The organism is Streptomyces sp. NPDC054932 (genome assembly GCF_053610205.1).
The window spans coordinates 13,725-30,974 of record NZ_JBSGXU010000093.1 but is presented as its reverse complement, the minus strand read 5'-3'; the positions used below and the strand labels follow the sequence as shown (position 1 = coordinate 30,974).

21 protein-coding genes and 1 pseudogene are annotated in these 17,250 nt (G+C 69.1%); 16 read left to right on the top strand and 6 right to left on the bottom strand.

What is annotated here, in order from left to right; translation table 11 throughout:
• From ACWGE1_RS23870 to ACWGE1_RS23860, 3 genes and pseudogenes are all read left to right on the top strand, one after another.
• Nucleotides 1-171: pseudogene (locus ACWGE1_RS23870) on the top strand (RpiR family transcriptional regulator); the annotation flags it as partial.
• Nucleotides 172-241: 70 nt separating this feature from the next.
• Nucleotides 242-1,240, top strand: a complete 999-nt coding sequence (locus ACWGE1_RS23865; protein ID WP_453422525.1) for an outer membrane protein assembly factor BamB family protein — start codon at nt 242-244, stop codon at nt 1,238-1,240.
• 218 nt (nt 1,241-1,458) lie between these two features.
• Entirely contained in the window at nt 1,459-2,082 is a 624-nt protein-coding gene (locus ACWGE1_RS23860; protein ID WP_453422524.1) for a DUF6461 domain-containing protein, read from the top strand.
• Between the two features lie 15 nt (nt 2,083-2,097).
• Here the strand turns inward: ACWGE1_RS23860 and ACWGE1_RS23855 are convergent, their stop codons facing one another.
• Nucleotides 2,098-2,586 (bottom strand): DUF4265 domain-containing protein, encoded by a 489-nt coding sequence (locus tag ACWGE1_RS23855; RefSeq protein ID WP_453422523.1) that lies wholly within the window; start codon nt 2,584-2,586, stop codon nt 2,098-2,100.
• A gap of 106 nt (nt 2,587-2,692) precedes the next feature.
• Complete coding sequence (locus tag ACWGE1_RS23850; RefSeq protein ID WP_453422522.1) at nt 2,693-3,361, bottom strand: HEAT repeat domain-containing protein; 669 nt, start codon at nt 3,359-3,361, stop codon at nt 2,693-2,695.
• A 251-nt stretch (nt 3,362-3,612) separates the two neighbouring features.
• Between ACWGE1_RS23850 and ACWGE1_RS23845 the strand changes: the two genes are divergently transcribed.
• The 13 genes from ACWGE1_RS23845 to ACWGE1_RS23785 all read left to right on the top strand — a co-directional run bounded on the left by ACWGE1_RS23845 (nt 3,613) and on the right by ACWGE1_RS23785 (nt 14,001).
• Nucleotides 3,613-4,494: a nuclease gene (locus ACWGE1_RS23845; RefSeq protein WP_453422521.1), complete on the top strand. Its 882-nt coding sequence runs from the start codon at nt 3,613-3,615 to the stop codon at nt 4,492-4,494.
• Nucleotides 4,495-4,693: 199 nt separating this feature from the next.
• Nucleotides 4,694-5,371, top strand: a complete 678-nt coding sequence (locus ACWGE1_RS23840) for a hypothetical protein (RefSeq protein ID WP_453422520.1) — start codon at nt 4,694-4,696, stop codon at nt 5,369-5,371.
• A complete protein-coding gene (locus ACWGE1_RS23835) occupies nt 5,350-5,889 on the top strand; it encodes a hypothetical protein (protein WP_453422519.1) in 540 nt (179 codons plus the stop codon). Before ACWGE1_RS23840 ends, ACWGE1_RS23835 begins: the two co-directional genes overlap by 22 nt.
• A 44-nt stretch (nt 5,890-5,933) precedes the next feature.
• Entirely contained in the window at nt 5,934-6,401 is a 468-nt protein-coding gene (locus ACWGE1_RS23830; protein WP_453422518.1) for a hypothetical protein, read from the top strand.
• 186 nt (nt 6,402-6,587) lie between these two features.
• Nucleotides 6,588-6,920, top strand: coding sequence for a hypothetical protein (locus tag ACWGE1_RS23825; protein WP_453422517.1), 333 nt, complete (start codon nt 6,588-6,590; stop codon nt 6,918-6,920).
• 154 nt (nt 6,921-7,074) lie between these two features.
• A complete protein-coding gene (locus tag ACWGE1_RS23820) occupies nt 7,075-7,440 on the top strand; it encodes a hypothetical protein (protein ID WP_453422516.1) in 366 nt (121 codons plus the stop codon).
• A gap of 78 nt (nt 7,441-7,518) precedes the next feature.
• Nucleotides 7,519-7,755 carry a hypothetical protein gene (locus ACWGE1_RS23815; protein WP_453422515.1) on the top strand — a complete coding sequence of 79 codons (237 nt, stop codon included), beginning with the start codon at nt 7,519-7,521 and terminating at the stop codon, nt 7,753-7,755.
• A gap of 98 nt (nt 7,756-7,853) precedes the next feature.
• Entirely contained in the window at nt 7,854-8,096 is a 243-nt protein-coding gene (locus ACWGE1_RS23810) for a hypothetical protein (RefSeq protein WP_453422514.1), read from the top strand.
• 395 nt (nt 8,097-8,491) lie between these two features.
• Nucleotides 8,492-9,859 carry a PASTA domain-containing protein gene (locus ACWGE1_RS23805; protein WP_453422513.1) on the top strand — a complete coding sequence of 456 codons (1,368 nt, stop codon included), beginning with the start codon at nt 8,492-8,494 and terminating at the stop codon, nt 9,857-9,859.
• 11 nt (nt 9,860-9,870) lie between these two features.
• Nucleotides 9,871-11,268, top strand: coding sequence for a hypothetical protein (locus ACWGE1_RS23800; RefSeq protein WP_453422512.1), 1,398 nt, complete (start codon nt 9,871-9,873; stop codon nt 11,266-11,268).
• 240 nt (nt 11,269-11,508) lie between these two features.
• A complete protein-coding gene (locus ACWGE1_RS23795) occupies nt 11,509-12,261 on the top strand; it encodes a hypothetical protein (RefSeq protein ID WP_453422511.1) in 753 nt (250 codons plus the stop codon).
• 424 nt (nt 12,262-12,685) lie between these two features.
• Nucleotides 12,686-13,552 (top strand): AraC family transcriptional regulator, encoded by an 867-nt coding sequence (locus ACWGE1_RS23790; RefSeq protein WP_453422526.1) that lies wholly within the window; start codon nt 12,686-12,688, stop codon nt 13,550-13,552.
• A 149-nt stretch (nt 13,553-13,701) separates the two neighbouring features.
• Nucleotides 13,702-14,001 (top strand): hypothetical protein, encoded by a 300-nt coding sequence (locus ACWGE1_RS23785; RefSeq protein ID WP_453422510.1) that lies wholly within the window; start codon nt 13,702-13,704, stop codon nt 13,999-14,001.
• Between the two features lie 150 nt (nt 14,002-14,151).
• On the opposite strand, the gene ACWGE1_RS23780 is transcribed toward ACWGE1_RS23785, so the two are convergent.
• The 4 genes from ACWGE1_RS23780 to ACWGE1_RS23765 all read right to left on the bottom strand — a co-directional run bounded on the left by ACWGE1_RS23780 (nt 14,152) and on the right by ACWGE1_RS23765 (nt 17,243).
• On the bottom strand, nt 14,152-14,478 hold the full coding sequence (locus tag ACWGE1_RS23780; protein WP_453422509.1) for a putative quinol monooxygenase: 327 nt from the start codon (nt 14,476-14,478) through the stop codon (nt 14,152-14,154).
• A 52-nt stretch (nt 14,479-14,530) separates the two neighbouring features.
• On the bottom strand, nt 14,531-15,475 hold the full coding sequence (locus ACWGE1_RS23775) for an ornithine cyclodeaminase family protein (RefSeq protein ID WP_453422508.1): 945 nt from the start codon (nt 15,473-15,475) through the stop codon (nt 14,531-14,533).
• A 105-nt stretch (nt 15,476-15,580) separates the two neighbouring features.
• Nucleotides 15,581-15,922 (bottom strand): hypothetical protein, encoded by a 342-nt coding sequence (locus ACWGE1_RS23770; RefSeq protein WP_453422507.1) that lies wholly within the window; start codon nt 15,920-15,922, stop codon nt 15,581-15,583.
• Nucleotides 15,923-16,052: 130 nt separating this feature from the next.
• On the bottom strand, nt 16,053-17,243 hold the full coding sequence (locus ACWGE1_RS23765) for a vWA domain-containing protein (RefSeq protein WP_453422506.1): 1,191 nt from the start codon (nt 17,241-17,243) through the stop codon (nt 16,053-16,055).
• Nucleotides 17,244-17,250 lie beyond the last annotated feature (7 nt).

Genomic DNA, 17,250 nt, shown 5'->3' with positions numbered 1-17,250 from the left:
GCCATCGGCCTCGCCGGTGCGGGCCGCTACTCCCTCGACCACGCCACCGGCCACACCTTCGACCAGCGGTGGATGCTCGCCCTCGCTTTCGCCACCAGCGCGATCGCGGCCGCGGCCGTCGTCACCAGGCGCGCCCAGACCCAGCCCGACACCAGCCCGAAGCAGGACTGAACTCGCCGCGTCGGCCGCCGCGGTTGAGCGCGGGCATTACCGGGACGCCGCCGTGTGATGGGATGACCCGGTGATCGTCACCGTGCGCTGGGAACGAGACCTGCACCAGAGGGGTGCCCACTCCGCCTTCGCCGTGGGGCCGGACTGCGTCGTCCTGCACGAGCGGCGCACCCGGCTGGTGTGCGTGGGGCGGACCGACGGCGCGGTGCGCTGGGACATTCCCGTGGGCACCTGGCCGCGTGCGATCGTGCTCGCGGGAGACCGCGTACTGGTGCTGCCGCAGCAGCCGGACCTGCTGTCGTGCGTCGACCTGGGGACCGGCGAGGTGCTGTGGAGCGTCCGGACACCGCGGTTCACAGGACACCTGACGGCGACGGACGACACCGTCGTGGTCGGAGGCTGGCGCGGATACACGCCGATGGCCGGGCTGGACCTGGCCGACGGGCGCGTGCGGTGGACCGAGGAGTCCTCGGCGCAATGGGTGCAGCCCCTGGCGTGGGGCGGCGGGGTCTTGACCGGTACCGGCGCCGAGGCGGTGCTGGTCGATGCGCGCGGCGGAGGTCACCTCGATCGGTGGCGTCTGCCGGAGCCGTTGCCCGGATGGGACGGCGCAGTGTTCGCGCCCCTGGGCGGTGACCGCGTCGCAGCGGGCTGCGGCCGGTCCGCGCTCACCGCCTTCGGGCTCGGCTCGGGCACGGTCGACTGGCACCATGCGTACGAACCGTTCGCCGGTTTCACGTACGCGGCCGGAGCGCTCTGGATGCGCCGGCCGCACACCGGTTACCTCGCGGTCGACCCCGCCGACGGCACCGTCCTGCGGACCACCGGGACCGGCACGGGCCACCGGCTGGTCACCGGAGTGGTGCCCTGCGCCGACGGGACCCTGGTGGGCGCCGACAGCGGTGTGATCTTCCGGCTGGGGCTCGACGGCCAGGTCGTCTCGCGGTACTCGTCGGGCCGTCGGCTCGACGGTCTGTGTGACGCGGGTGACGGCGACCTCTTCGCGGTGGCCAAGGGCACCTTCGGACGGTGGGCCGTCACCGGGGGATGTGACGAGCCGGCCGGGTGACGGTCTCCCGGCGGAGTCCGGGGGCGGCGCGGGTCAGGTCTCCTCCTGATCGCTGCCGAGTGCGCAGGCGGAACGGAGGGACCGGCCCAGGGAGCCGGTGAGTATGCGGGGGTGGCGCCTCCGCCACCACATGTCGGGGTGGGGCACCTTGTGGAACCGGTCGAGAGCCAGCAGCCTTTAGGGTGATCACTTCGGTGGCACGGACGGAGGGACGGCCTGTGCCCGTGAAAGGGGTGGTGGGCGTCATGGGTGGCGGCATTCAGTGGCTCGTGGATCAGGACGAGTGGCAGCACCGCGTGGTCTTCGCGCGTGGCATCGAACCGGAGGAGCTGGCCGTACGGATGGGCGGCACGCCCGGATCCGTCGTGTCACCGATCACGGAAACCGAGGCGTGGAACCTGGTCCTGGACCTGTCGACGGACGACGACGACATCGTGCGGGTCGGTGCCTGCGGTGGCTGGTCCTTCGCCGTTGAGTACGGGCTGGGCGAAGGGAGCGAGCGGCTGGCCGAGATCTCCCGGACGGGAGTGGAAGCCATCCACCTGGATCCCTCACCGGACCATCCGCCGGCGATGTTCGCCTACGCCAGGGACGGTGCGGACGTCTGCAGCTTCGGAATCGGCGAAGAGGTCTGGCGATGGGGTGAGCAGCCGGACCTTCTGCTGCCGGAGCTGATAGCGGCTGGTGTGCTGCACCCGGACGGCGAGTACGCACGACCGGACGGCGAGTCCTACCGCGACCGCGACCGCCACACCCTGGCGCTCATAGAGAGCCGATTCGGTCTTGTTCTGCCGCATGACGCAGTGATGGAGCAGCACCTGCCGGCGTTCGTCATCGGCTGACGGATACGGCCCGGCTCAGCGCCCGTCGGGGAAGGGCATGGTGTCGGCCCACTCCCAGTGGGCGCGTCCCGCGGACACCTCGCATTGCATGATGTCGAACAGCGCCGCAGGCTGTGCCCCGGGCGGGACGTCGACGGCGACGTGGCGGTCTCCGCTCCATTCGCTCAGCAGGCCTGCGGCATTGATTTCGGTGCGGATCCGATCGGTCGTCTCCGTCAACTGCTGCGGGGTCGGAGCGGGCATGAGCAGCATCCGCAGGACGCGATGCGAAGAGGGTTCGACGATCTCGCTGACCTGGTCGCTCTCCGACAGACGTACACGGTCGCCGAGGGCAAGGCCGTACGTCCGGAACGGGATGCAGGAAACGGCGAAGGTGCCGTCGCCCAGGGGCTTCAGCCACAACTGTTCCACACCGTCCAGCCCGAACGGCGCCAGGTCGGCCTGGGCGATGTAATTCCTCTCGGCCCGACCGACCGGATCTTCATGGACGATGTACACGGTCACGGCATGCCCTCTCGATCACTCTTCGTCGCCATGATGCCGTGGCCGTGGGACGGCATCGTCTGCAGGGGTGCCACAAGCGGCCTCAGGTCATTTCGTGGACCTGGGGTCAGAGCCTGAGGTGACGTGCCTCGGCCGCGTGTTCACGAACGTACGGGTCGGCGTCCGCCGCCGGCTGATCGAGCACGGCCGAGGTCGCGAGGTCTCCGGGCTCCGGGGCGGGAAAGCTGCCCAGGGCGACTGCGACCCAGCCACGGACACGGGCATCGTCGTCGGTCGCGAGGAGGCGGATCTTCGGCAGGGTTCGGGGCTGCCGGAAGAAACCCAGCGTGCTGAGGGTGCAGACTCGTACCTGCGGGGAGGGATCGTCCAGCAGGTCCAACAGCAGGTCCAACAGCAGGTCGACAGCGGCCGGGTCCTCCCTGTGGCCTTGCAGCGCGCCCACGACCACGCTCCGGACCCTTTCGTCCGAGTCCTGCGCGGCGGTGGCGAGCAGGTCGAGATCGGAGGGTTCGGGGACGAAGCCGAGCAGCCAGATCGCCGCCCTGCGAAGGTCCCCGTCGTCGCTGACGGCGTAGGGCAGGAGGATCTCGCGCGCGGCAGCCGGATCCTCCTGCGCGAGTACGTGGAGCGTCGTCGAGAGGGAGTCCTGGTCGTCACCGAGATCGCGGGAGAAGGCGCGCACCAGTTCGGCGAGGGACGCGCGGCCGGCCGTCTCGGCCAGGATCCGGGCGAGTACGTGACGCGCGTACGAGTCGCCCGCTTCCACCGCGGCCATGAGACGCGCCTCCAGGTGGGGAATCAGCTCCCGTCTCCGGGCGCTGACGAGCTCCTCCTCGATCTCCGCGAGTTCATTGAGGTCGCAGTCCGGGTCCGCGAGCCCGTCCGCCAGTTCGTCAAGTGATGTCAGCTGTCCGGGTACTCCTTCGCGTTCATCACGCAGAGTTTATAGATACCCCTCTATGGTTACAGTGAGTGATGACGTCCTGTGGTAGTCCCCTCCGGGGGTGGGAGAGGAGTTGTGCCGTCATGCCCATGCTGTTGATCAAGGGCCAGTACGAGATCGTGGAGACCCAGCCGGATGGGGACACCATCCATTTCCAACCCGACAAGCCGGATGAGTGGGATCTCATCGGCGGGCCACGCCGGGTCAAGCGCAACGGGGCCGGCCGGGGCAAGCTCCGCCTGGAGGCCATCGATTCGCTGGAGACCCACTACTCCCGTACGGGCCCCGTAGTCGCCCAGCCGCCCCCGTACGCCGAGGCGGCGAGAGAGGCGCTGCTGGACTGGGTGGGGTTCACGGATGTGGTGTGGGGTGCCGACGGGAAGGTTGCTTCCACGGTGCCCGCGAGCGTGCCCGGCTTCATCCTGACGCGGGGCGTCGACCCCAGCCACCGCTGCATCGCCTTCGCCGGGAAGGGCACTCCACCGGCCGCCAGCGGCACGCAGGTGTTCATGGACATCCCGATGCTGCAGACCACCCTCAACCACCACCTGATCTCGGAGGGTCTCGCCTACCCGCTGTACTACGAGACCCTCTTCCACGACCTGCGCAACGCGGTGACCGCCGCGGTCCAGCAGGCGAGGTCGGCTCCGGCCAAGGGTGTGTGGAAGGTGGACAAGACCTTGACCGGGGCCACGGTCACCGGGCTGAGCTCGGTCATCGACACCGGAACACCCGCCGAGGGCGCGGTCGTCCTGCCGAAGCTGTTCCGGCAGCTGGCGGACTATTTCAACCTCGGTGCCACGGACCTGGCCGGCTTCCGCGCCTTCCTCGATCAGGAGGCGGACCGCTACCTGATCCTGTCCACGGGGCAGTTCACGACCGGCCTGGACGAGGTGGTAGCGGTCGACGGGACCACGCTGAAGATGACCCGCCCGCCCGAGGATCTGGTCTTCCAGGACGAATGAGAGGGGCCGAGTGTGAGGGAGGAGGTGGTCTCCGACAGCCGAGACGGCTACGAGGGCGCGGCTCGGTACCGGCTACGCCCTGGTTCGTTCTCCGGAGCGGCCGGTCTGCCGCGTTGTAAGCCGCCGGGCCGGACGGTGTGTGCCCCGGCCCGGGAACGCGGCGTGTGACCATCCCAGGATTCACTCGTTTGACGCAGGCGTGAGCACCACTCAGAGATGCGGCTCGGTCGCCGTCGGGCATGCCGAGGCGGTCCTCGTCGAGCAGTACCCCCGCCTGGTCCGGCTCGCCTACCTGACGCTCCCGGACTCCCTGGGCCGGCACACCCGCGTTCTGCTGGCCCACAAGGCCGTGCAGCGGGCGCTGCCCCGCCCCGGCACACCGACGGAACCCACAGCAGCCGAGGGCGGTACGGGCGGCCCGGACGGGCTCCTCGCACTGGTCCGGGCCCGCGTCCTGCGCAACACCCTCGCCCCTTCGGGCCGCGTGGGCGCCGCCTGGGCGCGCGCCGGATGGCCTCCGGTCCTGCCGTTCGTGTGGGGGCTGAGGCTGTGGCCCCCGGCGGGCGGGATCGACGAGGCCGCCCAGGCCCTGGGCGGTCAACCCGCCCCGGTCCGGGCGGCGTTCGTCCTGCACCACCTGGACGGCCTGGCCGAGGTCGAGGCGGTGCGCCTCCTCGGGCGGGCCGGGGCAGCCGATCCCGCCCGCGCCGTGCGCGATGCCCTCGCCCTGCCGGTCGAGGAATCGCTTCTCCAGACCCTGCGCCGACCGGAGTTCGATGCGAGCATCGTCAGCGCCCGCCCGCCCGCCCGACCGACCTGCTGCTCCGACGCCGCCGGGCACGGGTCGGCCGGGCCGTGTTCGGTACGCTGGCGGTGATCCTCACCGTGCTCTCCGTCAGCACTTCGCCTCCGGATCCGGGCGTGAGGCCGGCGGCCGGCCCCGCGGCCTCCAGGGCTCTGGACCCCGCGCGGCTCCGGCGCGTGCCCGCCCAGGCATGGTCCGACACCGCCCGGGTCGACTTCACCGCCTGGCCCGCCCGCGGTGGGCGGACCGATGACCGTGACCTGCTCGCCCGAGCCCTCGGTGCATGGGCCGCACCGGGCGCGATCCCGGTCACCACGACGCCCCGGACCTCGGCCGACCCGCCGGCAGAGCCGCCCCAACTCCTGTACGCCGGCGAGCGGGACGGCCGGGCGGTGGTGCTGCTGCGCGACGGGGACCGCGTGGCGCGCTACGGCGAGAGCGCCACCGGGTCCGGCGACCGGACACTCGACGTCGCCCGCACCGACGAGACGAGCATGCGCCGTGCTGCGCTCGCTCCGTACGTCGTGACCATGACCGGCAAGAGGAGTCAGGGACGGGCCAGGTCAGGGCTCAGAACGTGCGATCGGTAATATCGCGGCGCACCGTTGCAGGGGCCTGACGAGGTGGGGAAATCATGAGCGACGACGTCCTGTCGATCATTCCGAGCGATCCGCAGTGGCAGCCGGATCGGGGTGCGGTTGATCGCGTCATTGAGCTCGTCGAGGACCTCAGTCCCGGAGTTGCCGACGGCGTGGACGTGGAGATCGACGTGACGTGGCACGACGTGGTGACCGCCGTCGACTGTGGGGAGAACCTGGAGCGGATCGGCTGCCCCTTGTGCCGGGCAGCCATCGACACGGAGTGGTGGGGCGACCTCCTGGAGGCTCACTGCGACGACGGGTTCACCACACTCGCGGTCGAAGTCCCGTGCTGTGGAGGATCAACCACCCTGGACATGCTGGATTACGACTGGCCCTGCGGTTTCGCCCGGTTCGAGATCGCCATCTGGAACCCGGAACGCCTCTGGTTCAGCGAGGACGAGCTGACGGCACTGGCGGCCCGACTGGGCCATCCTGTGAAGCAGATCCGGGCCCACATCTGAAGCTCCGCAGCTCAGCCGATTGTCTGTTGCCCGGTGCATGGTCTCGGACCACGCCGATGCAGGACGTCATTCCTTGGCTCGAACACGAGGGCCTCGCTCAGGCTGGTCCGGAGAGAGCGCCCGCTTCGACGGAGCAAGCCGATACCGCGTGGCGGGGCAGGTCCCTGATCGGGCAGGGTGCCGGTGATGAGTGACGAGGACGAGATGATCCATGCCCGTTCCGACTCGGTCGAGGGTCTGCTCCAACGAGGGCGCGGTTTGGGCGCGGTGCTTGCGCTTCAGGATCCGCAAGGGGCCGCCGCGTTTGCGTACGACGGGATCCGCCGGGACTGGACGTGGGACCAGACCGACGACCGAGCCCTCTGCCTTGCACGGCTGGTCCGGAACCTGGGGCTGTCCCCGGCGCCGGTGGTCGACCTGCTGGCCGGGGACGAGTCCGGCTGTTTGCGGGCCGCGGAAGTGCTGGAGCTGCTCGCCCTCGGCGGATCGGACGAGGCCCGTGAGGGACTGCGGACCTAGGTCCGGGAGGGAGAGCACTGGGTCCCCGTGCTGGAGTCGATCTCGGTCGGCTGGCCGACCGAGTGGTGGTCAGACCTGGGCGACGTCGCGCGCGCCCGGATCGGGGCAGAGGAGGAGCTGGTGCAGTGCTCTCTGGACCCGCTTCGGGATCGAGGTGCAGGCCCGCCCATTCGCCGCGCGCCCGTCCCTGGACGGACTCAGCGACGAGGAGCTGCTCGCCCTGCTGGCCGATGCCCGCACCGTCGACGACACGAAGGTCGACGCCCTGCGCGCACTGACCCGCCGGGACCCGGTGCCGCAGCTGATCCCGCTCGTACCCTTGCTGGGCAGCCGGGACGGCCGCCGGCCCCCGCCCGTCCTGGGCCGGGCGGTCGCTGGTCTCGGGGATCTCGCTGTGCCGGCGGCCCGCAGGTGGGCGACGGACGAGCGGGAGTGGCTGGCCCGGCTGGGGGCGGAGGTCCTGGCCGACCACCCCGGCCCCGAGGCGCTGCCGGGGCTCCTGGCGGAGCTCTCCGAGTAGTGGGCCGCGCGAGCCTGGTGCGGCCCCGACCGGACGGCGCAGCGGCTTGCCCGCTTCGGGGCCACCGCAGCCGATGCCGTGCCCGCGCTGCGGCGCTACCGGCTGCACACCCCGCACTCGTACGAGCGGGCCGTCCACCTCGAGGCGCTTGCCGCCATCGACCGGGGCGGGTTGGATCGGGCGCACACCGAATCGCTCTGGGACTGCGAGGAGCGGGCGCGGCTGCTGGGGATCACCTCGGCTCCCGACCACCCGCGGACCCTGGACCGGATCGCGGCACTGCGCGACGACCCGATGGTTCCGGGATTCTCGTAGGAGATGCACGCGGAACCTGCGGGGATATGGATGGGGAAGGGACCAGAGGCCGACAGGTTGGCGAGGCTGGTGGTTTTGGATGAGGAGCCCGGGACCTCGTGGTGTATCTGCAACGGCCCGGGAACCAGGCACAGATGAGCCTGCTCACCGCAACCCCGGCGGCCCCTGACGGCGCGGTCCGCGCACTCGTCGAGCACATCGCGACCCACCCGGACGACGACCTGAGCACGGCGGCGCTGGCCGCGCGGGCCGGGGTGACCAACAGGACCCAGGGCCGGTCCGGACAGCTCCCTGGCCGGAACTGCGTCGTCGGACGGGCAAGGTCGGCGCGCTGGGCATAAGTTGTCCCCTCCGTGGAACGGGTTCATCCTGGATGGGTGGGCCCTGCTTCACGTGCAGTCCGCCCCAAGCCGCATCCGAGGGTCGTGCAGGACGCCTCCGCGGCAAGGTGACGCCGGCGAGGAGCTGGGTGAATTCCCGGTGTCGCACATCAAGCACACCCTCGACATTTCCAACGCCTCCGTATACGGCCGGTTCTGTGCACCGGCTGCGGCCGTAGTTGCAACGGCGGCACCATCACCCTTCTGGATCCCGCCGGCATCAAGATCCATGGCGTCTCCTGCACCGCAGAGCAAGCCAAGCAAGAGGGTTGGCCTATCGTCTTTCGAGCGCCAGACCTGCGAGGATCTCGGTGCAGCCGCCGGATCAGCGTTCGCGCCTTCGCCGGAGGACAAACGTGGGACAGCAGCTGAAGATTCCATTCGTGAGCGGGATGAAGGTCGGCCTAGGCTTCGATCTGCTGACCGGCAGCCCATCGAGCGCCCGGGTCATCCAGAACCCGCAGACCAGTCCGCCACAGACTGGCGGCGGGCAGACCGTCACGACGACCTTCCGCCTGGTGCAGGAGTCCAACTCGCTCCAGGAGGCCTTGGGACTGTCCGCCGCAGTGTCCGGCAGCTACGCGGGTTTCTCCGCGACGGCGAAGATGCAGTTCGCGAACCGGTGCGCGGTAACGCAGTACTGCCTGTACGCGGTGCTGGCGGTGGAGGTAATCAACTCATGCGTGACGGTGGACGCGCCGGCTCTCGTTCCGGACGCGACCGACCTGCTGACCATCGGGAAGACGGATCATTTTCGTGAGCGCTTCGGCAACCGATACATCTCCGGCCTGAAATCCGGTGGTGAGTACTACGCCATATACCGCGTGCAGAGTTTCGACGAGCAGGAGCGCACTGACGTTGCGGCGCAAATCTCGGCGAGCTTCCACAACCCAGCCCTGCGGGCCAATCTGAATGCTGCCGTCGAGAGCATGAAGTCCACCTCGCGCAACGAGCTGAACGTGAACGTCTTCGTGTACTCGGCCGGCGGGATTAGTGAGACGGAGACGGCGCTGTCAGAGATGATCGAGAAGGCGCACAAGTTCCCGACCCTGGTCTCGGGCGGCCAAGCCATTCCCTACCAGGTCCTCCTCGACGAGTACAATGGGTTGAAACTCCCGGGTGACAATCTGAATTTCTTCGATCAGGGGCACCAGACCGAGTGCCTCCTCTTCAATTCCCGGCTGCTGAACGACTTCACGACGCTGGTCAACGATATCGGCTTTATCCGCAAGCATCTCGATCGATTCCACAATCCGGACGGGTCACCGCCGGACGACGTGGCCCTGCAGCAGGCCCGTCAGCAGTGCCTGGCCATCGTCGACCAGTTGACCAGGGCCATCTCCGACTGCACCCGGGATGCCTCCACCTGTGTGCACTTCACCCAGTCACCCGAGGACTTCACGAGCCGGCTGCCGATCCTGCGCGAACCCCGTCCGGCTCTGCAGCGGGTTCCGCACCTGATCGGGACGAAGGCCGTAACGTCCTCCGGGCTCTTTCAGTTCACGAAGAACCGGGTGGTCGTGGACCTCCTGGGCGAGCAGGGGCTCTACTTCATCATCGACAACCCTGAGGAACTGGACTTCGGGGCGCTGGGCTCACCCCCGTTGCCCGACGCGGGCACCATCGTCGGACAGACTCCCGAGGCCGGCACGTTTGTTCCGGACGGCAGCGTGCTGCACGTCAGAGTGTCCCCACTGCAGGAGAATTTCGGACCGGAAGTCTGAGCGAGGCGACGATGGCGGCGCAGACAGAGATCCCGTTCCTGGACGGAATGAAGGTGGGCCTGGGCTACGACGTGCTGACCGGCGTAGCGACCAAGAGCCCGGCGGTGACGGGTACGTCGCTGACGGCGCCAGCGCAGGCCGGCGGGCAGACCGTGACGAAGACCCTGCAGATCGTGCAGGAGTCGAGCGTCCTGCATCAGGCACTGGGCATCTCCGTCGACGTGAGTACGGGGAGCATGTTTGGTGATGCCAGCGCGAAGTTCAAGTTCGCCAGCGACATCGCGGTGAACAGCTACTCGCTCTACGTGGTGGTGGGCGTCCAGGTCTTCAACGCGACCCGGACACTGGACAACCCGGTGCTGTCGGAGGAGGCTGCAGACCTCTTGCGCGAACACAAGACCGCCCGTTTCCGCGACCGGTTCGGGGACCGGTTCGTCCTCGGGATCAAAACCGGGGGCGAGTACTTCGCGATCTACAAGGTGGAGAGCCTGGACACGACGGAACGCTCGTCGATCGCGGGGGAGATTCATGCCCGCGCAGGCGTACCCGGTGTCGCGGGCGGCTCGCTCGACGCCGACATCTCCTCGAAGATCGCCGCCTCCAGGAACAAGCTCGACGTGAGCGTCTACGTCTTCCAAGCCGGTGGCTCCAATACAGGGACCGAGACCACCCTCGAGGCGATCATGCAGAAGGCTCGCGTGTTCCCGACCCTGGTCGGAGTCGACCAGGGCGTGCCGTATTCGATGCTGGTGCACGACTATAGGGAACTGGCGCTCCCCGGCGACGAGCTCACGTTCATCGACGTGCAGAACCAGCAGGACGTGCTGACCTTCAATGCGAGCCTGCTGGACGGGTTCAGCACCGTCATCAACGACATCGACTTCGTCCGCAAGAACATCGACCAGTTCAAGAATGCGGATGGCAGCAACGTCGATGACGCGGTGCTGGCCAAGGCGCGTAAGGACTGCTTGCAGCAGGTGGATGCGATCCGGTTGCAGATGTCGAAGTGCTCCAACGATGCCACCACGTGCATGCGCGTCCAGTCCGCTCCGGAGGACTTCGCGCGCCTGCTCCCGAAGATCGGTGATTCCACCCGGGTCACGGTCCCGAATATGGTGGAGAAATTCCCAATCGCCACCCTGGGCTTCTCGTTCCGCCCTCACCACAATCTTCTCGTATCCCCGTTCCCGGGGGTCTTCTCTGCCCCGTTCACCGGCGAGCCGATCGTCTTGGAGGGCGAGTTCGGAAACCTTGCGTATGTCGCTGACCTCGCCGCCGACGACATCCGTCCACCATTTTTCGGCGGTGGGACAGTCTTCGTCAAGGCGCAGGACCCGCCAGGCGGATCGGTGGTGTCGAAAGGGTCCACAGTTAAGCTGGCGATGCGAATCGGCGACACGGCGCCGTGAGGCGGTCCGTACCGGCGGTCCGGACCGCCGAAGTTCGTAAGCGCAGTAGAATGCGGCAACCTTGATAAGACTGGCGGTGGTGCCATCGCAGGAGGAAAGGATGGATTCCCTACGCAATATGAGACCTGTCTTCAAGTGGTGGCCGAGGTGTATCTCGAGACTGATGATTTCGGAAAGTCCGTGTAGGCAGGCGACCGCTTAGGTTTCATGAGCTCTCCATACGCGTGCAGGAGCGATGTCATGGACCTACTGCCGGTGGAAATCAAGGTCAATGTCGAGGGCGACGTGGCGGGAGCGATGTCGGCTCTCGGCGCTTCGCAGGGCGCGCTGATGACGCGTCGGATCTGGTTCGCCGAGGACCGGGTCGGTGTCGCGCAGGGGAAGCTACTGCTCCTGGACGGTGGAGTGATCGTACGCCTCAGGGTCGGTGGCGGTCAGGATGACTTGGTCGTCAAGTTGCGTCCCTGTACCCGGGAGCAGCTGGTCGGCCGGTTCTCCGCCCCGTTCGAGGTGGATCCGCTCACGTACAGGATCGAGGAGGACTGGTCGAGGAACGGCCGCGTTCTGGCGGCTTCCCTGGCGCGCAGTCACCCACCGGGGGCATTGCCGGCCGCGGTGACACAGGGGTCCGATCCCGCCACGCTGTTCGACGAGGTGCAGGACCAGTTCCTGGATGCCTGCGCTCACGACGTCCAGTTCGACGGGCTTGTCGCTCTGGGGCCGATCTCCGCGACGAAGGTGGACGATGTTCCGCTCGAGGACCTGAAGGTCGACCTGGAGGCGTGGTCGGCCGCCGGCCTGAACTTCCTGGAGGCTTCGATCCGTGTGAAGCCCAAGGCCGGCGACGACGAGGAGAAGTTCAAGGAACGGGCCGAGCGCCAGCTGCGCAAGCTCGAAGAGGCGGTGCTCGAACGAGGGGTGATGCTGTCCGGGCTCCCCGACAGCAAGACTCACCGTGTGCTCACCGCTCTCGTGGCCGCCGCGCAGGGTTGAAAGCATCAGGCGCCCTCGAAGACCAGGTCCTCGGGCTGGTGCGTCTGGAACCGTTTCCGGGGTGGGTGCGTAGGTAGCCGCGCCGCTTCGCCATCCACCGGTTCCCGACACCGCCGTAAGGGAGGCAGTCCCACCCACACGAGCCTCCCCTCCAGCCGCCCGCCCGCGAAGCCTGGCCCCTGCCCCGGGGGCTGCTGGTCGCGCCCGAGCGGTCCTTGCGCGTGGCCCAGCCGAACATGGCCATCCCTGCATTGCTCGGCGCCGGCGAAGCCGGCCTGGGCCGTGTGCCGGCCCACACCCGGTGCCGGTCCACGCGGTGAGGCTTCGGCACGATGGGGTACCCGACCGGGCCGGGCACAGGATGTCGGGTCCGACAGGGCGGGTCCCTCATAGCGTGGGTGATCGAAAGGGAAGGGCGGGCAAGGTGCTGGAGCGGTTGAACCAGGCCATGGAGCACATCGAGTACCACCTTGATCAGCGGATCGAGGTGGCCGACCTGGCGCGGATCGCAGTGACGTCGGAGTACCACTTCCGGCGGTTGTTCTCCGCCTTGGCGGGGATTCCGCTGTCGGAGTACATCCGGCGCAGGCGGCTGACGGTCGCGGGCGCCGAGGTGCTCGGCGGGGAGCGGACGCTCCTGGAGATCGCGGTGCGCTACGGCTACACCTCGGGAGAGGCGTTCGCGCGTGCGTTCCGGGCCATGCACGGCATCGGTCCGGGCGAGGCCAGGCGCAATGGTGCGACTCTGCAGTCCCAGCCACGGATGTCCTTCCGCCTCATCGTCGAAGGGAGCAGCAGCATGAAGTACAAGGTCGTGGATAAGGACGAGTTCCGTGTGGTCGGCAGGAAGGCTCGGGTCCCCCTCGTGCACGAGGGGATGAATCCGGCCATCGCCACCTTCATCCGGGCGATCGGTCACGAGACGCTGCAGCGCATCGAGAGCCTGTCCGACCAGGAGCCGCAGGGGATCGTCTCGGCGAGCGACAACCTGGACGACAGCCGTGCGGAGGGAACCGAACTCGACTACTACCACGGGGCGGTGACCAGCGCCGCAGCACCCGAGGACATGGACGTGCTCACCGTTTCGGCCGGAACATGGGCCGTCTTCGAGAGCTCCGGCCCGTTTCCGCAGACGCTCCAGTACCTGTGGCGCGACGTGTTCACCCAGTGGTTCCCGTCCAACCCCTACCGGAGCCGGCCGGGGCCCGAGATCCTCCGCACCCGGGTGTCGCAGGACGGGACGCAGGCGAATGCGGAGCTGTGGATCCCGGTGGAGCGTACGCCGGTCTGAGCACCGGCGCACGGCAGTCCCGCCCGCGCCCCGACCGGAAAGGAGCCGTTTCGGACCCCGGAAGTTGAGGGCGGGCTGCCCATTGCCGGATAGTGGAGAGCAGACCCGGGAGCTCGAAGAGACCGGTCATGGGGAGGGGACGAACCACGATGAAACGCGTTCTGTCACTGATCAGTTCCATGGTTCTGGGCATCGGACTGGCGGTCGCGGCCGCCACCCCGGCGGCCGCCGATCCGTACGACTGCAGCACTTGGTACAAGTCCAGCACCACCGCCGCAGGAACCTGTACCAACGGAACCGGAGAGTTCCGCGTCTACACCCGGTGCGACAGGCTCCTCGCAAGGGACTACACGGTGTACGACCCGACGTGGCGGCGCGTCGGCACCACGAGTACGGCGATCTGCCACAGCGGTGGCAAGCCGTACGGCGCCGGCATCCAAGTGCACTGACGGCCCCATGCCGTCATCGTCCCGGACGGGCTGCGACCGCCGAGGTGATCAAGAGGGTCGGCCGGCTGTGACGCAGGGCTGTACAGACCCTGCGCGCCGCCGGTGCCCCCTCACACCGGAGCACTGTTCGTCCGCATGGAGCTGGATCCGTCACTCGTCGATCTGGAGCTCGCCCATCCGGCTCCAGCCGGTCGCGCCCTCGATGGTGGTGCTGACGATCTCGGGCGTACGGGTCACCAGCGGACGCATGGTCTCCAGCGCGGAGCTGAAGTGCTCGGAGGTGACGTGCGCCTCGGCAGCGTCGTCCTGGAAGGCTTCGACCAGGACGTAGGTGTTCGGCTCCTCCAGGCTGCGTGACCACTCGAACCAGAGGTTCCCGGGTTCGGCGCGGGTGGCCTGGGTGAACGGCGCGACCTTGTCGGGCCACGCGTCGACGTATTCGGGCTTGACGGAGAATTTCACCACAATGAAGATCACACGGGCATTCTATGCAGGTTGATTCTCCGTCCGCCGCTGCCCCGTGCAGGTGTCAGGCCAGCAGGTCGATCTCCTGCCCGATGTCGTGCTGTTCTGCCTGTCGGTAGGCGATCCACGCCAGGGCAAGGTCTTGCCAGGGAAGTCCCACAGGCGCGTAGACGGAGCGGGCAGTTGCGTCGGTACGTCCCGGACGGTCGCCCAGCAGCACCTCGCCGAGTGTGGCGTCGGCCGCCGAGGCCGGCAGGCCGACGGCCGCCAAGGCGCCCATGCTCGACGAGAGTTCCCGGTCGTCGACGACCAGAAGTGCGGATTCCAGCAGATCTGCAGAGAGTTCCTGCTTGCCGGGTTCGTCGGCTCCCAGACTCGTGACGTGCTGCCCCGGCCTCGTATCTGCCAGTCGGAGCAGCGGCGTACGTGACCAGGTGGCCATCAGGACGATGTCCGCGGCCGCGGCGACCTCCGTCGCAGACGCCAGGAGGCGGCCGTTGTGGCGCGAGGCAAAGGCGTCGGCGCGATCCGGATCCGAGTCGTGAACGACCAGCGCGCGATGCGGGCGCAGGGCGGTCAGGCCGCGCACCATGAGCTCGGCCTGCGCACCCGCGCCGATCACTCCGAGTACCGATCCTTCAGCAGCGGCGGGTCCGGCCAGAAGATGGGTTCCCAGGGCCGCAGCCAGTCCGGTGCGCCATGCGGTGACGGTGGCGGAATCCATCAGTGCGAGCAGCTCCCCGTCGTGACCGCTGTGCAGGCAGATCACTCCGCGCAGCGCCGGTCGGGCTCCCGGGAACTTGGCGTTGACCTTCACCGTGTACGCCTCGATGCCAGGCAGCACACCAGGGATCAGGGCCGTGGCCGTTCCGGGAAAAGGCAGGTCGGTGCGTATCCGTTGCCCGACCGCCGAGGAGGCGGCCGCACGGAAACCGTCGCGCAGCGCGTCCATGCAGGACACCGGCTCCAGCACGGCGTGGAGGTCACTTCGAGTCAGTAGGCGGGTCACTCGCTCATGATCCCCCAGGGCCGACCACCACCATCGTCGGCGGCGAGCAGGAACAGGTGCGCAGAGCAGGAGAGTCGGCCGGCCCCGGCCGGGAGTCGGTCGGCCTCAGCCTCCGCCCTGGAAGGCCCACAGGAAGAAGGCCACCGTGTACAGCACGAAGGTCGCCAGCTGCGCGTAGGTCAGGGCGATGAGAGCGCCGGCCCCGCCCAGGACCAGGCTGCGGGCCCGTGTGCCCGGGCGGGACGGCAGCCACCAGGAGGCTGCCACCAGGGCCAGCGGAACGGCGTACGGCAGGGCCAGCCAGGCCGGGCCATGGACGATCGGAGCGGAGTGGTAGCTCCACGCACCGCCCACTACCGCCACCACGGTGAACAGGGCCGGGGCCGGCCACCACAGCCGGTCCAGGGGTCGCGCGGCCGGAGGTTCGAGGGGAGTGGGCGTGTTCATGGCCTCATTCCATCCTGCCGTGCACCAGGTCCGCATGGGCGCACGTACTCAGAACGGGCGCACGTACTCAGATCGGTGCCGCACCACGCACACCTCCAGCCCCACGGTTGTGGGGCTGATGCCGGTGCGCTCACGTGGCCAGGTCGACGCGTACGGTCTCCACCCAGGGCGGGGGCGCGGGCGGGGAGGTTCCGACCAGTGCGGCGATCAGCCGGCAGGACGGTGTCTCCTCCGGCCACGGGGTGTACCCGTCGGTCAGCACGACCACGATGTTCGGCCGGTCGGGCAGGGCCAGGGCCGCCCTGATGCCGACCCGCATGTCCGTGCCTCCGCCGCCGGCCAGGGTCACCTCGCCGGCACTGCGTACCCGGGTCACGGCGTGCACGTCGGCGTCGCACGCGAGGACGGCGACCCGGTTGCCGCCGACGCCCACCTCCCGCAGGACGCCGGTGACTTCGGCGAGGGCGGCCGCGAGGTCGTCCGGGCCCATCGATCCCGAGGTGTCGATGACGACGGCCACCCGCGGCAGCGGCCTGCGAAGACTGGGCAGCACCACCCGGCCGCCGAGCGCGGGCGTGCGGCGCGAAGGGCGGCGGTACGTGTAGTCCACCGCGCCGGACGCCCAGGCGGCGGCCTCGCGCACCGCTCCGGCCAGCGCCTGGCGCCAGTCGACGGAGGGTTCCAGAAGTTCCTCGGCCCACCGTGCCCAGCCTTCGGGGACCCGGCCCCGGGTGCGCCGGTGGGCCCGTACGGCCTCGGCGGTCTGGCGGCGCAGCGCCTCCGCCTCCACCGGGCCGACCCGGGCGGGGCCGCCGTCCTCGCCCAGTTCCCAGGGCGTGGGGGTGCCGTGCGCGCCGGAACCGCAGTCCGGTCCGTGGGGCGTCGGGGGAATCGCCGGCAGGTAGGTCTCGAACAGGCCGCCCGTGGGCAGGCCGTAGAGCCGGGGCTCCATCCGGCCCTCGGGCAGTGCCAGCCCGTCGGCGAGCAGGTCGTCGTTGATCTCGCAGTCCTGGGCGATGTTGACCCGGACCGCATCGCGCTGGTCGGCGGCGGGCAGACGCCCGGCCCGGCCGTGGTGGTCGCGCAGCAGGTGCGCCACCTCGTGGATCCACACCCCGGCAAGCTCGACGACCGGGGTCGCCTCGACGAAGGCGGGCGAGACGTAGCAGCGCCAGTGCCGGTCGACGCCCATGGTGCGCACCCCGGCCGAGGGGACCACGGTCAGGGCGTACAGCGCGGAGGCGAGGTACGGCCGGGCCTCGGCAGCCCTGTAACGGGCTGCCAGCAGCTTCGCGCGGTCCAGGCCCAGGTCCGGGCGCACGGCGGGC